This window comes from Mycobacterium pseudokansasii (assembly GCF_900566075.1).
Lineage (GTDB): Bacteria > Actinomycetota > Actinomycetes > Mycobacteriales > Mycobacteriaceae > Mycobacterium > Mycobacterium pseudokansasii.
This window is the reverse complement of the sequence record NZ_UPHU01000001.1, coordinates 5,644,667-5,657,791: the sequence shown is the minus strand read 5'-3', so window position 1 is coordinate 5,657,791 and position 13,125 is coordinate 5,644,667. Positions and strand designations below refer to the sequence as shown.

14 protein-coding genes are annotated in these 13,125 nt (G+C 64.5%); 6 read left to right on the top strand and 8 right to left on the bottom strand.

The annotated features are described in order from the left end of the window. Positions 1-118 precede the first annotated feature (118 nt). From EET10_RS25545 to EET10_RS25525, 5 genes are all read left to right on the top strand, one after another. A complete protein-coding gene (locus EET10_RS25545) occupies positions 119-1,033 on the top strand; it encodes an acetaldehyde dehydrogenase (acetylating) (protein WP_063466886.1) in 915 nt (304 codons plus the stop codon). Then, positions 1,030-2,070, top strand: coding sequence for a 4-hydroxy-2-oxovalerate aldolase (gene dmpG, locus EET10_RS25540; protein WP_063466885.1), 1,041 nt, complete (start codon positions 1,030-1,032; stop codon positions 2,068-2,070). Before EET10_RS25545 ends, dmpG begins: the two co-directional genes overlap by 4 nt. Positions 2,071-2,612: 542 nt before the next feature. After that, the gene (locus tag EET10_RS25535) at positions 2,613-3,752 is read left to right on the top strand and encodes a hypothetical protein (protein WP_063466884.1); all 1,140 of its coding nucleotides are present in this window, start codon (positions 2,613-2,615) and stop codon (positions 3,750-3,752) included. A gap of 2 nt (positions 3,753-3,754) precedes the next feature. Further along, positions 3,755-4,537 (top strand): SDR family oxidoreductase, encoded by a 783-nt coding sequence (locus EET10_RS25530; RefSeq protein WP_063466883.1) that lies wholly within the window; start codon positions 3,755-3,757, stop codon positions 4,535-4,537. After that, positions 4,537-5,682: a sulfotransferase family protein gene (locus tag EET10_RS25525; RefSeq protein ID WP_063466882.1), complete on the top strand. Its 1,146-nt coding sequence runs from the start codon at positions 4,537-4,539 to the stop codon at positions 5,680-5,682. Before EET10_RS25530 ends, EET10_RS25525 begins: the two co-directional genes overlap by 1 nt. Before the next feature lie 53 nt (positions 5,683-5,735). Here EET10_RS25525 and EET10_RS25520 read toward each other — a convergent pair whose 3' ends face one another. Further along, positions 5,736-6,185 carry a hypothetical protein gene (locus tag EET10_RS25520; protein WP_063466881.1) on the bottom strand — a complete coding sequence of 150 codons (450 nt, stop codon included), beginning with the start codon at positions 6,183-6,185 and terminating at the stop codon, positions 5,736-5,738. Positions 6,186-6,190: 5 nt separating this feature from the next. Then, positions 6,191-7,351, bottom strand: a complete 1,161-nt coding sequence (locus EET10_RS25515) for a 3-ketosteroid-9-alpha-monooxygenase, oxygenase component (RefSeq protein ID WP_063466880.1) — start codon at positions 7,349-7,351, stop codon at positions 6,191-6,193. Positions 7,352-7,466: 115 nt separating this feature from the next. On the opposite strand from EET10_RS25515, the gene EET10_RS25510 reads away from it, so the two are divergent. Beyond that, on the top strand, positions 7,467-7,991 hold the full coding sequence (locus EET10_RS25510) for a gamma carbonic anhydrase family protein (protein ID WP_063466879.1): 525 nt from the start codon (positions 7,467-7,469) through the stop codon (positions 7,989-7,991). A gap of 103 nt (positions 7,992-8,094) precedes the next feature. Here EET10_RS25510 and EET10_RS25505 read toward each other — a convergent pair whose 3' ends face one another. From EET10_RS25505 to EET10_RS25480, 6 genes are all read right to left on the bottom strand, one after another. Next, positions 8,095-9,021, bottom strand: a complete 927-nt coding sequence (locus EET10_RS25505) for an NHL repeat-containing protein (protein WP_246013696.1) — start codon at positions 9,019-9,021, stop codon at positions 8,095-8,097. 150 nt (positions 9,022-9,171) lie between these two features. Further along, a complete protein-coding gene (locus EET10_RS25500) occupies positions 9,172-9,543 on the bottom strand; it encodes a PH domain-containing protein (protein WP_063466877.1) in 372 nt (123 codons plus the stop codon). A 34-nt stretch (positions 9,544-9,577) separates the two neighbouring features. Beyond that, positions 9,578-9,988 carry a nuclear transport factor 2 family protein gene (locus EET10_RS25495; protein WP_063466876.1) on the bottom strand — a complete coding sequence of 137 codons (411 nt, stop codon included), beginning with the start codon at positions 9,986-9,988 and terminating at the stop codon, positions 9,578-9,580. Next, positions 9,985-10,866: a TIGR03619 family F420-dependent LLM class oxidoreductase gene (locus tag EET10_RS25490; protein WP_063466897.1), complete on the bottom strand. Its 882-nt coding sequence runs from the start codon at positions 10,864-10,866 to the stop codon at positions 9,985-9,987. The genes EET10_RS25495 and EET10_RS25490 overlap by 4 nt, the downstream gene beginning before the upstream one ends. A gap of 5 nt (positions 10,867-10,871) precedes the next feature. After that, positions 10,872-12,059 carry a thiolase domain-containing protein gene (locus EET10_RS25485; RefSeq protein WP_063466875.1) on the bottom strand — a complete coding sequence of 396 codons (1,188 nt, stop codon included), beginning with the start codon at positions 12,057-12,059 and terminating at the stop codon, positions 10,872-10,874. Next, positions 12,059-13,123 (bottom strand): thiolase domain-containing protein, encoded by a 1,065-nt coding sequence (locus EET10_RS25480; RefSeq protein ID WP_122502591.1) that lies wholly within the window; start codon positions 13,121-13,123, stop codon positions 12,059-12,061. The genes EET10_RS25485 and EET10_RS25480 overlap by 1 nt, the downstream gene beginning before the upstream one ends. Between the last annotated feature and the right edge of the window lie 2 nt (positions 13,124-13,125).

The window sequence follows — 13,125 nt, the reverse complement described above, 5'->3', positions numbered from 1 at the left end:
GGAGCGATCGCAAGCGCGGCGAAGCCGGGCGCAGCGGGTCGCGAGCATAGGGATAGGAGCGATCGCAAGCGCGGCGAAGCCGGGCGCAGCGGGTCGCGAACAAAGGATGAGGAGCAACATGCCGTCCAAGGCAAGTGTCGCGATCGTCGGGTCGGGAAACATCAGCACCGACTTGCTCTACAAACTACTGCGGTCGGAGTGGCTGGAACCGCGCTGGATGGTGGGCATCGACCCGGTGAGCGAGGGCCTGGCCCGCGCCCGCAAGCTGGGGCTGGAGACCACTCACGAAGGGGTCGACTGGCTGCTGGCGCAGCCCGAAAAACCGGACCTGGTGTTCGAGGCCACCAGTGCCTACGTGCACAAGGCCGCCGCACCGAAGTACGCCGAGGCCGGAATCCGGGCGATCGACCTGACGCCGGCAGCGGTGGGCCCGGCGGTGATCCCGCCGGCCAACCTGCGCGAGCATCTGGACGCCCCGAACGTCAACATGATCACCTGTGGGGGGCAGGCGACGATTCCGATCGTGTACGCGGTGTCGCGGGTCGTGACGGTGCCATATGCGGAAATTGTGGCGTCGGTGGCTTCGGTGTCGGCGGGACCGGGCACCCGGGCCAACATCGACGAGTTCACCAAGACCACCTCACGCGGTGTGCAGACCATCGGCGGGGCCGCGCGCGGCAAGGCGATCATCATTTTGAATCCGGCCGATCCGCCGATGATCATGCGCGACACCATCTTCTGCGCCATCCCCGAGGACGCCGACCGGGACGCGATCGCGAAATCCATCCACGACGTGGTGGCCGAGGTGCAGACCTACGTGCCGGGCTACCGGCTGCTCAACGAGCCGCAGTTCGACGAGCCCTCGCTCAACTCGGGCGGCCAGGCGGTGGTCACCACGTTCGTCGAGGTGGAGGGCGCCGGAGACTATCTGCCGCCGTACGCCGGCAACCTCGACATCATGACCGCGGCGGCCACCAAGGTGGGCGAGGAGATCGCCAAAGAGATGCTGTCGGTGACGGGAGGCACGCGATGACCGACATTTGGGACGTTCGCATCACGGACACCTCGCTGCGCGACGGCTCCCACCACAAGCGTCACCAATTCACCAAAGAAGAGGTCGGTGCCATCGTGGCGGCGCTGGACGCCGCCGGCGTACCGGTGATCGAGGTGACCCACGGGGACGGGCTGGGCGGATCGTCGTTCAATTACGGCTTTTCCAAAACTCCCGAGCAGGAATTGATCAAGCTGGCGGCCGAGACGGCCAAAGAGGCGCGGATCGCGTTCTTGATGTTGCCCGGGGTGGGCACCAAGGACGACATCAAAGAGGCGCAGGACAATGGCGGGTCGATCTGCCGGATCGCCACTCATTGCACCGAGGCCGACGTGTCCATTCAGCATTTCGGGCTGGCGCGCGAGTTGGGGCTGGAAACCGTCGGTTTTCTGATGATGGCCCACACCATTTCGCCGGAGAAGCTGGCCGCCCAGGCCCGCATCATGGCCGACGCCGGCTGCCAGTGCGTCTACGTCGTCGACTCGGCCGGGGCCCTGGTGCTCGACGGGGTGGCCGACAGGGTGTCGGCCCTGGTCGCCGAGCTCGGCGAGGACGCCCAGGTGGGTTTCCACGGCCACGAAAACCTCGGCCTGGGGGTGGCTAACTCCGTGGAGGCGGTGCGCGCGGGCGCCAAGCAGATCGACGGCAGCGTGCGGCGTTTCGGCGCCGGCGCGGGCAACGCCCCGGTCGAGGCGCTGATCGGGGTGTTCGACAAGATCGGGGTGAAAACCGGCATCGACTTCTTTGATATCGCCGACGCCGCCGAAGACGTGGTGCGCCCGGCTATGCCCGCCGAATGTCTGCTGGACCGCAACGCGCTCATCATGGGCTACTCGGGGGTCTACTCGAGCTTCCTCAAGCACGCCGTCCGTCAATCCGAGCGCTATGGTGTGCCGGCGTCGGCGCTGCTGTATCGAGCGGGTCAGCGCAAGCTGATCGGCGGGCAGGAAGACCAGCTGATCGATATCGCTTTGGAAATCAAGCGCGAACAAGAAAGCGGCGAAGTCGTTACGCATTAACGGATTTCTTGTCGGCGTGGTGAGCCGAAGAATCGGCTACTGCGGGAGGGAATTGTTCTCAGGCAGCCACAATACCATTCGGCGGATCATTGAACGACGTGATGAGCGGCCTCAACTCGGGTTGTTCAACGTCGGCACCGGTATAGCGGGCTAATAACCCTGCTTGCCCGGCTCTAGTCCCGAACCAGCCGGACCGCCTTGGCCTCGAGCTCCGGGTCGTACTTGTTTGGCATCGTGCCATCCTTCCCGCAAAAGAAGGTGTGCACGAAACCCGGGGCAATTCACATAGACCGTCCAGTCCTACCTCGAATGGCCTTCCGACGTAAAGGCTGAGCTTCAGGCCAAGTCGCAGGCGGAAAAAAGGCGGCAATGGGTCGTTGGTCGACTACCGCAACCGGCATCCGGATGTGCGGCAGGCGCTGATCAAGCTAGCCAAACAGTCCACGTCTTAAGATGAGCTAGCTTCGTGTCGGCGCACCTCCGCGACACGGGCAATTGTTCGCCATTGACTCAAAACAGGAACACGTTCTAGCGTCGAGGTCGTGTTCGCTAGTCCCGTTTCTGGCCCGCTGACCGAGGCGATCGCCGAAGCCGAGAAGCTGGTGGCGGCCGCCCCGCACATCGAAACCGAAGCCGACCTGCTGGAAGGACTGCAGTACCTGGCCGGCTGTATCGCCGGGTGCATGCATCTGGCCTTCGACTACGAACGTGACCATCCGTTCCTGCAGTCGGGCACCGGACCGTTCACCAAAATGGGGTTGGACAACCCCGACACCCTGTACTTCGGCACCCGTGTACAGCCCGACCGCGACTACGTGGTCACCGGCCGGCGCGGAACCACCACCGATCTAAGCTTCCAGGTGCTCGGTGGGGAGTACACCGACGACAATGTGCCCGCCAGCCAGGTAGCGTTCGACGACCGTGAACTCGACATCGCCCCGGACGGCGCCTTCCACTGGCAGCTGCGCCCGACCAGTCCCGGCCAGCTGGTGATCCGCGAAGTATACGGCGACTGGTCGCAGCAACGCGGCACGCTCGCCGTCTCCCGGCTGGACACCGCCGGCACCGCGCCACCGCCACTGAGCCGCCAGACCATCGAAAAACGATACGCCACAGCGGGAAAGCAACTGGTGAACCGGGTGAAAACCTGGCTGCAATTCCCCCAGTGGTTTTATCTCAACATCCCGGTCAATACCATGGTGTCGCCCCGGCTGACACCGGGGGGCCTGGCGACCCAGTACTCGTCGGCCGGTCACTTCGAACTACGGCCGGACCAAGCCCTGGTGATCACCGTGCCGGTGAGCGATGCCCCCTATCTGGGTTTCCAGCTCGGCAGCATGTGGTACATCTCGCTGGACTACATCAACCACCAGACCTCGCTGAACAACACGCAGGCGCAGGCGGACCCGGACGGCAAGGTCCGTATTGTGGTCGCCGACCAGAATCCCGGTGTCACGAACTGGGTGGAGACCCTCGGCCATCGCCGCGGCTTCCTGCAGTTTCGCTGGCAGCGGGTGTCGCGGCAGCTCACCGAGGCCGACGGTCCGACCGTCGAACTGGTGGACTTCGACGCGATACCGGCCGTGCTGCCGTACCTGGAGCGCAACAAGATTTCCGAAGACGACTGGCGTGGGCGAATTGCGTTGCGCCAGCAGCAAATTGCGACGAGGATGCTGGGATAACCATGACAGGGATGCTGGACGGAAAGATCGTCGTCATCAGCGGTGTCGGGCCGGGCCTCGGCACCACACTGGCGCACCGGTGCGCGCGCGACGGGGCCGATCTGGTACTGGCCGCCCGCAGTGCCGAGCGGCTCGACGACGTCGCCAAGCAGGTTGTCGACACCGGCCGGCAAGCCATCGCGGTCCGTACCGACATCACCGACGACGACCAAGTCAACAACCTCGTCGACGCCACCTTGGAGGCATTCGGCAAGATCGACGTGCTGATCAACAACGCGTTCCGCGTGCCGTCGATGAAGCCGTTGGCGGAAACCAGTTTCGAGCACATCCGCGACGCCATCGAGCTCAGCGCGCTCGGTGCGCTACGGCTGACCCAGGGCTTCACCCGTGCGCTTGCCGAAACCCACGGCTGCATCGTCAACGTCAATTCCATGGTGCTGCGGCACTCTCAGCCCAAATACGGTGCCTACAAGATGGCCAAGTCCGCGCTGCTCGCGATGTCGCACTCGCTGGCCACCGAGCTCGGTCCGAAGGGAATTCGCGTCAATTCCGTTGCGCCCGGCTATATCTGGGGCGAAACCCTACACGGATACTTCGAGCACCAAGCCGCCAAGTACGGCACCACGGTCGACCAGATTTACCAGGCCACGGCGGCGCACTCCGATCTCAAGCGACTGCCGACCGAGGACGAGGTGGCGTCGGCGATTGTGTTCTTGGCCAGCGACCTGTCCAGCGGCATCACCGGACAGACGTTGGACGTCAACTGCGGGGAGTACCACAGCTGATGGGCGATCGCACCGATGTGGGTACCGTGGAGGAACTGCACGCATCGGCCACGAAGTTGGTCGGGCTCGACGATTTCGGTTCCGACGAGGACAACTACCGCGAAGCCCTGGGCGTGCTATTGGACTCCTACCGGCGCGAAGCCGGGCTTACGGTGTTGGGCAGCAAGATGAATCGCTTCTTTTTGCGCGGCGCGCTGGTGGCCAGATTGCTGTCCGAAGCCGCGTGGAAGCAGCACCCGCAGTACGCCGACGTAGCCATCGAGCGGCCGATCTTCGTCACCGGGCTGGTGCGCACCGGTACTACCGCACTGCATCGGCTACTGGGCGCCGACCCGGCCCACCAAGGTCTGCACATGTGGCTGGCCGAGTTCCCGCAGCCTCGGCCGCCCCGCGACACCTGGGAGTCAAACCCGTTGTATCGCCGGCTTGATGACCAGTTCACCCGACACCACCAAGACAATCCCGGTTATACCGGCCTGCATTTCATGGCCGCCTACGAGTTGGAGGAATGCTGGCAGCTGCTGCGGCAGTCGCTGCATTCGGTGTCCTACGAGACGTTGGCCCATCTGCCGGGCTACGCCTCGTGGCTGTCACAGCAGGACTGGACGCCGGCATATCGGCGGCATCGCCGCAACCTTCAGCTGATCGGACTCAACGATGCCGAAAAGCGTTGGGTGCTCAAGAATCCCAGCCATCTGTTCGCGCTCGATGCATTGATGGCCACCTATCCCGACGCGCTGGTGATACAGACTCACCGCCCGGTCGAGACGATCATGGCCTCGATGTGCTCGCTGGCGCAGCACACTTCTGAGGGATGGTCGACGGTTTTCGTCGGGGCGCAGATTGGCGCCGACGCGATGGACACGTGGTCGCGCGGCCTGGAGCGGTTCAACACGGCTCGGGCGCAGTATGACCCGGGCCAGTTTTACGACGTCGAGTACCGCGATTTGATTGCTGACCCGCTGGGCACGGTGGCCGCCATTTACCGGTACTTCGGGCTGACGTTGACCGAGGAAGCCCGCCAAGCCATGGCGAAGATCCACGCCGAGAGTCAGACCGGCGAGCGCGCCCCCAAGCACAGTTATTCGCTGGAGGACTACGGGCTGACCGCTGAAGCCGTCAAGGAGCGGTTCGCGGGGCTGTGATTCGGTGCCGGCACGCCGCATCGGATTAACGCTGAGGCCCCAGCCGCGAGTCCTCAGTCCTGCTGTTCCTCGGTCAGGTAGCCCTCGGCGATGGCGTGGTCGATGCTGTCGCTCATTTTCGGGCAGGCCTTGGTGCGTGCGGTGTCGCCGCCGGACGCCCGCACTTCGGCGAAATGCGCGCAGCGCTGCACGGCCTCGGTATTCCATTGCACCGCCGTATGACCCGGCCCGTGCCGTTTGACCGTGACGGTGACGTGGCAGAATCGGCAATCCACCGGCTGCAGTCCGCCGGTCAGATACCGTTCACGGTCGGCGCGGCTGGCTTCCCGTACCGCGGCGGCGCGTTGTGGGTCGTCGGCGAAATCCCGTGCCTTGGAAGACGATCGACGCCCAGCGTGTTCGTCGGATGCCGCATGGTGGTCATGATGCCCACCGCGCAGCAGCAACATCGAACGGGCCAGCCGATCGACGTCGGGAACCGGTTGATCGTCGGGCGGGCTCATGACAGTCAGTGCTGCTCGGCGGGCACGCCGTCGGCGAGTTTCCTTGCGTCCAGGTTTCTTTGGACCTCCGCCCGCCAGAACTCGTTGGCCCGGGTGGTGTCCACCTCCATCTCGAAGCGCTCCACCATTTCGGCTTTGATGTCGGCCACATCTACGTAAAACTGCTCATACCAGCGACGCATCTGATAGACCGCACCGTCTTCCTCGACCAGCAGCGGGTTCGCGATTCTGGTTTTGTGCTTCCAGATCTCGACATCCTGCATGAACCCCATGCTGACGCCTTCGGTGAACACCCGCGACAGCTTGTCGGTCATCTTCTCGTCCATGCCTTTGGGCTTTTCGACGATCACACCCCACTGCAACACGAACGAGTCCTGAGTGACCGGGTAGTGGCAATTGATCAGGATCGACTCGGACTTGTAGCCGCTGTAGCTATTGTGCAGCCAGTTGATCATGAACGACGGCCCGAAATAAGACGCCTCGGAATCCAGGTGCGCTTCGCCGTACGCGGTTCCCAGACCCTCCACATCCGGGCGACCCACGTTGTGCAGATACTGCGAGGCGATGTGGCCCTCGAAGACGTTCTTGAAGTAAGTCGGCAACCCGAAATGGATGTAGAAGAAGTGGGCCATGTCGGTGACGTTGTCGATGATGTCGCGGCAATTGGATCCTTCGATGAGGATGCGGTTCCACCGCCAGTCCGTCCATTCGTCGCTGGCGGCCTCCGGAATGTCGGGGATCCTGACAGCGGGGTCCGGCGGGTTGCCTTCGTGATCGTGCCAGACGAAGAGCAGGCCGCCGCGCACGTCGGTCTCCCAGGACCGGGTGCGCGCGGTTTTCGGGGTGCGCTTGGCGTATGGCACCAGCTTGCAGCGGCCGTCGCCGCCCCAGCGCCAGTCGTGGAACGGGCAGGCGATCTCGTCGCCCTTGATGGTGCCCCCGGACAGGTCGCCCCCCATGTGACGGCAGTAGTTGTCGAGGATCTTCAGATCGCCGTTGGAGTCGGCGAACACCACCAGCTTGGTGCCGAACGCTTCCACCCCGTGCGGCTTGCCGTCCATGAAATCCTTGGCGACACCGAGGCAATGCCAGCCCCGCGCGTACCTGGTCGGCAAGATTCCGGCATCGATCTCCCGGACGCCGACGCTACTTGTGCCGGTACTCACCCTGTCACCTCCGCATCCCTGGCCACTAACTAGAACACGTTACAGTTTTAGGTTGGGTGAGTGCAATGGCGGCGCGCCTGGCCACAGCATATGCGTGGTGCGGTATATGTAAACGATGCCGCTATACACCTTCGAGGGTCGCTCTCCGCGCGTCGATCCCACCGCGTTTGTAGCCCCCACTGCGACGCTGATCGGCGATGTCACCGTCGAAGCGGGAGCGTCGGTTTGGTACAACGCTGTGCTGCGAGGCGACTACGCCCCGGTCGTGGTGCGCGAAGGCGCCAATGTCCAGGACGGCTCGGTGTTGCATGCGCCGCCGGGTATCCCGGTCGATATCGGTCCGGGCGCGACAGTTGCGCACCTGTGCGTCATCCATGGGGTGCACGTGGGACAAGAGGCGTTAATCGCTAACCACGCCACCGTTCTGGACGGCGCGGTGATCGGCGCGCGCAGCATGGTGGCGGCGGGGGCGTTGGTGGTGGCAGGCACCCAGATTCCGCCCGGCGTCCTTGCGGTCGGAGCGCCGGCCAAGGTGAAGGGGCCGCTGGAAGGAACGGGCGCGCAGATGTGGGTCAACCTCAATCCGCAGGCCTATCGCGACCTCGCCCAGCGGCATCTGACCGGGCTGGAGCCGATCTAGCTCACTTGCTGGGGACGCGGAGTGCGGAGTCTGCGACGCTTCAATCGGGGTGCCGGGTGGCGGGTTTCATAGTCGACCTGACCCAGGGCAGTGCCGAATCCCGTTAGTTTGTAGACAGTTTCACCACGCGTTTGTGAAAGTCGGTCACATAGACGTTGCCCGCATTGTCGACCGCCACGCCGTACGGGAAGTTGAGGTCGGTGAAGGGCAGCGTCGATGGGGTGTTGGAGCCGGCCGCCAGCTTCAACACCCGGTTGTTGTTCAAGTCGGTGACGTAGACGCCGCCGTTGTGGTCCACCGCCACACCGTGAGGAAAGTTGAGGTCGGTGAAGGGGAGGTAGACCGGGGTGGCCCCACCAGCGGCAAGCCTTGCCACGCGGTTGTTTTCGCTGTCGGCGACATACACCGCGCCGTCGTCGTCCACTGCCGTGCCCAACGGATGGCGAAGGCCGATGAACGGCAGCTCGGTGGGATTGTTCGAGCCGGCGGGCAGTTCCAATACGCGGTTGTTGCCGGAGTCGACGACGTACACGTTGCCGTTGCGGTCTACCGCAACGCCATGGGGAGAACTCAGGCCGGTGAAAGGCAACTCAGCAGGCGTGGGTGAGCCCGCCGGCAGCTTGAGTACCCGGTTGTTGTACGCGTCGACCAGGTATACGCCGCCGCTGACGTCCAGCGCCAAACCAGCCGGACGGTTGAGGCCGGTGAACGGCAACTCGGATTGTTTATCGGCGCCGGCCGGCAGCGTCAACACCCGGTCGTTGCTCGAGTCGGCGACATAAACATCGCCCTTACCGTCCACCCCGACCCCGTCGGGATCTCCTACCTCGAACGGCAGCACAATCTGTTGGGGCGCGGGCGCAACGGTCGACGGACCCGCCTGACTGGGCGCGGCTTCTTTGGATGAGGTACGGAAGAAGCCCAGGTGCCCTACAGCTGCGAGGATGGCCACGAGGACTACGGCGACGCCCGCGATAGCAAGGGTGCGCTGGTTCAACAGCCTGCTACGCCTGAATTCCCTTGCACCCACAGCCACCTCCCTCACCAGCATTTTGATCGCGACATCTGGACACTACCCGCATGGGCGTTACCCATTGAGCAAGTTGAGCCGGCCAGCCTTGGCGGGGACTCGAGCCGCAGGCGCCAAACCGAGCGTCGGCAGATGAACTGTCGGCCGGTGTCAGGCCTTGCTGCTGACTTCCGCGATCAATGCATCGGGGTCGGTCACACTGACATACAACGTTTTCAGCGTGACGGGCACGCCCATGACCTTCGCCTGCGTGGGCGGGTCGATGGTCAGCTCGACGATGCCCTTGGAAGATCCGTTGACCAGCCAGCGGCCCCGGAACCCGTGCGCACCCCAGGAGTACACCCGGTCGTGGTTGGGCTTGGCGTCTTTGATGGACGCCAGCGGGATCTCAGCGTTGAAGCCCCAGCCGAACCTGACGCGCAGCGTGCCGTCCTGGACACGCACCTCGCTGTGCTTCGGCCCGCAGCCGAGCGGTACCGAGAAGGGGAGAAACCAGCGCTCGTAACGCAGCTCAGTAGGCATTCCTGAGAGTGTAGGCGTGACGGCGACGCTTGGCCTAGATTTTTTTGGCGGTCGCGGCGGCGCGGTCCATTTCCCAGTACGCCCGCAGCGCCACCAGCTGTCCGTCGTCGTCGGCCTTGTAGGTGAACACCCCTTCGGTGGTGATCTGATGGTCGCCCATGGTGATCAGGATGTGCCCGACGTTGGCTTCCTCGTTGCCGCATTGGAAGGTGTCGCGGAAGAAGAACTCGATCCTGGTGGTGGGCGCGATGGCCTTGTCCCAGAACGCCGATATTGCGTCGCGGCCGCGGTGGCCGGTGCCCTCGGGATCGAAAGCCGATGGCCCGATGGGGTCTTCGACGACGGCGTCGTCGGCGAAGACCGCCAGCCAGGCCTGCTTGTCCCGGGCTTGAACCGCCTCACGGGAGCGCCGGCCGGCCTCGTGCGCGGGGTGCGGATGGGTCATGCGTCCTGCCAGCCGGAGTGGATATAGGTGTCGGCGAAGCGTTTCAGCGAGTCCTGCTTCTTTTCGAGCGGCGCGTCGAAGCCCAGGCCGTCGAACACCCAGGGCACCACGATGTTGTCGGTGACCCCCATCTCGGCGAGCTCGCGGTGACCGTCGACCCCGAACTTGTCGATACAGACCGCCTGAACCTCGAACGGCTGGTCGGCTCGGCCGTATTCGCTGCGCAGCGCATTGAGCCGGCCGATGGTCTCGTTGAGTTGCGCGCTGGTCATCATCGCGGTGGACCAGCCGTCACCGACTCGGGCGGCCCGCTTGAGTGCCACGTCGGTGTGCCCGCCGACGTAGAACGGCACCGGAAGGCTGGGGGCCGGGCTCATCTGCAGGCGATCGAAATCGAAGAATTCACCGTGGAATTCGACCATGCCGCCGCCGAGCACCAGCTTGATCACCTCGATCATCTCGTCGACCCGTGCGCCGCGGCGCTGGTAGGGTACTCCGCACCATTCGAATTCCTCAGGTGCCCAACCGATCCCGATGCCGAAGCCGAAGCGGTTGTTGGTCAGATTGGCCACCGATCCGACCTGGCGGGCCAGTAGCAGCGGCTGGCGGGAGCCGAGCTTCAACACGTGGGTGTAGAACCGCAGTGTCGAGGTGACCGAGCCCATCGCGGCGGCGGCGATCAGCGGATCGACCCATGGGGCGTTCTCGTCCCACATCCGCGACCCGTCAGCGGTGTAGGGATAATCGGCGGCCGCCTTCTCCATGAAAAACAGAGAATCAGGCAAGGCGATCGAATCGAACCCGACTTCTTCGGCGGTTTTGGCGATGCCGACCAACTGGTCGACCGGCGCCATCACGACGCTGCAGGTGTACTTCATCCGGGTCACGGCGTGACCGGCTTTCCAGAGCCCACCACCCACATCGAGTAATACTGCGACCCACCACCGTAGGCATGGCCCATGGCTTTACGCGCATTCGGCACCTGGTGGTCGCCGCCCTTGCCCATCACCTGGATGGCGGCCTCCGCGAAGCGGATCAGACCAGAAGCGCCAATCGGGTTCGAGCACAGCACGCCGCCGGAGGGGTTGACCGGCAGGCGTCCGCCGATGGCGGTTTCCCCGGCTTCGGTGAGCTTCCAGCCCTCGCCCTCGGCTACGAACCCCAGGTTTTCCAACCACATCGGCTCGAACCAGGAGAACGGCACATAGATTTCTGCGGCGTCGATTTCGTCGATCGGGGTGGTGATACCCGCCGCTTTCCACAGCGCCGCGGCGGCATCGCGTCCGGCCTGCGGGCTCACCTGGTCGCGACCGGCGTACGCCAGCGGTTCGGTGCGCAGCGCGGTGGCATGGATCCATGCCACCGGCTGTCCCTGCGCCACCTTTGCGTCGGCGATCTCCTCGTTGCCGATCACCACGGCGCAGGCCCCGTCGGAGGAGGGGCAGGTTTCGTCGTAGCGGATCGGGTCCCACAGCATGGGTGACTCCATCACCTTCTCGAGCGTGATATCGGGCTGCTGCAAGTGTGCCAACGGATTACGGCTGCCGTTGAGCCGGTCCTTGACCGCCACCATGGCCCCGATATGCGTCGGGGCTCCGGAGCGTCGGATGTAGGCGCGTACGTGTGGCGCGAAGTAACCGCCCGCCCCGGCGCCCACCGGCTTGATGAACGGAATCGGAATCGACAGTGCCCACATGGCATTGGACTCCGACTGCTTTTCCCAAGCCATGGCCAGCACCCGACGGTACTTGCCGGACTGCACCAGGCTGGCCGCCACCACCCCGGTGGAGCCACCGACCGAACCAGCGGTGTGCACCCGGATCAGCGGCTTGCCGGTGGCGCCCATGGCGTCGGCCATGAACAGTTCCGGCATCATGACGCCTTCGAAGAAGTCGGGCGCCTTGCCCACCACGACGGCGTCGATGTCGTCGAAGGTGGAACCGGAATCCTCCAGGGCTCGGTCGATGGCCTCGCGAACCATGCCGTTCATCGAGACGTCGTGGCGCTTGGCGACGTATTTGGTCTGACCGGTGCCCAGTACCGCGGCCAGGTGTGCTCCTGCTCCGGCCATCAGTTGTTCCCTTCCATCACGGCGACCAGGTTCTGTTGCAGCGCAGGCCCACTGGTGGCGTGCGCCAGCACTCGCCGGGCCGAGCCGTCCCAGATATGTTGGGCGGCAAAGCCGATCCGTTCCAGACCGGCGACGAACATGGGGTTGGCGGCCAGCGCACCGCCGGAGGGATTGATCTTCGTCGCCCCCGGCAAGTTGATGGCATCGGCGAGGATCAGCTGCTGATGGGTGAACGGCGCACAGATTTCGGCCACTTCGATATTGCGGGTGTGACCCTTGGTGGCCGCCCTGGCCGCGGCTCTGGTCGAGGGCGATTCGGTGAGGTTGCGCACACCCAGCGACGGCGACTCGATGCGATGTTCGATACCCGTTATCCACGCCGGGTTCTCCCGCAATTCCCGGGCGCGGTCGTCGGCTGCGAGGACGATCGCCGCGGCGCCGTCGGTGATCGGCGCGATGTCGTGGCGGCGCAGCGGGTCGGCGAAGAACGGCCGCTCCAGCAGGTCGTCCATGCTGACCGGGGGCTCGACGGAGTCCACCCGGCGGGCATTGGCGAAGGAGTCGAAAGCCACACGCGCCATTTGCAACTCGCTCCACTTACCGGAGTCGAGCCCGAGGCGGGCCTGCAATCCGGCCATGGACACCGAATCCGGCCACAGCGGCGCGACGGTGTAGGGGTCGGTCTGGCGGGACAGGACGCGCCGCAGGATTCCGGCGGAGGACTTGCCGAAGCCGTACACCAGCGCCGTATCGACCTCGCCGGTCAGGATTTTGATGTAGGCCTCATACAGTGCCCATGCGGCGTCCATCTCGACGTGTGATTCGTTGATCGGCGGCACGGCGCCGATCGAGTCGATTGCTGAGATGAACGAAAATGCCCTTCCAGCAAGGTAATCCGAGGATCCTGAACACCAGAAGCCGATGTCGGCCTTGGTGATGCCGAGCTCTTCGTAGAGCTGGGCGAAGCACGGCATCAGCATCTCGACGCCGTTGGTGGTGCCGTCGGTGCGGCGGACGTGCGGCGCGTGGGCGAAGCCGACCACCGCGACATTACGAGCGCTCATAT

Bases quoted from the DNA above. Each gene is read 5' to 3' on its own strand.
- EET10_RS25545 (WP_063466886.1), top strand. From the start codon at position 119: ATGCCGTCCAAGGCAAGTGTCGCGATCGTCGGGTCGGGAAACATCAGC.
- dmpG (WP_063466885.1), top strand. From the start codon at position 1,030: ATGACCGACATTTGGGACGTTCGCATCACGGACACCTCGCTGCGCGAC.
- EET10_RS25530 (WP_063466883.1), top strand. From the start codon at position 3,755: ATGACAGGGATGCTGGACGGAAAGATCGTCGTCATCAGCGGTGTCGGG.
- EET10_RS25525 (WP_063466882.1), top strand. From the start codon at position 4,537: ATGGGCGATCGCACCGATGTGGGTACCGTGGAGGAACTGCACGCATCG.
- EET10_RS25520 (WP_063466881.1), bottom strand. From the start codon at position 6,185: ATGAGCCCGCCCGACGATCAACCGGTTCCCGACGTCGATCGGCTGGCC.
- EET10_RS25510 (WP_063466879.1), top strand. From the start codon at position 7,467: ATGCCGCTATACACCTTCGAGGGTCGCTCTCCGCGCGTCGATCCCACC.
- EET10_RS25500 (WP_063466877.1), bottom strand. From the start codon at position 9,543: ATGCCTACTGAGCTGCGTTACGAGCGCTGGTTTCTCCCCTTCTCGGTA.
- EET10_RS25495 (WP_063466876.1), bottom strand. From the start codon at position 9,988: ATGACCCATCCGCACCCCGCGCACGAGGCCGGCCGGCGCTCCCGTGAG.
- EET10_RS25490 (WP_063466897.1), bottom strand. From the start codon at position 10,866: ATGAAGTACACCTGCAGCGTCGTGATGGCGCCGGTCGACCAGTTGGTC.
- EET10_RS25485 (WP_063466875.1), bottom strand. From the start codon at position 12,059: ATGGCCGGAGCAGGAGCACACCTGGCCGCGGTACTGGGCACCGGTCAG.
- EET10_RS25480 (WP_122502591.1), bottom strand. From the start codon at position 13,123: ATGAGCGCTCGTAATGTCGCGGTGGTCGGCTTCGCCCACGCGCCGCAC.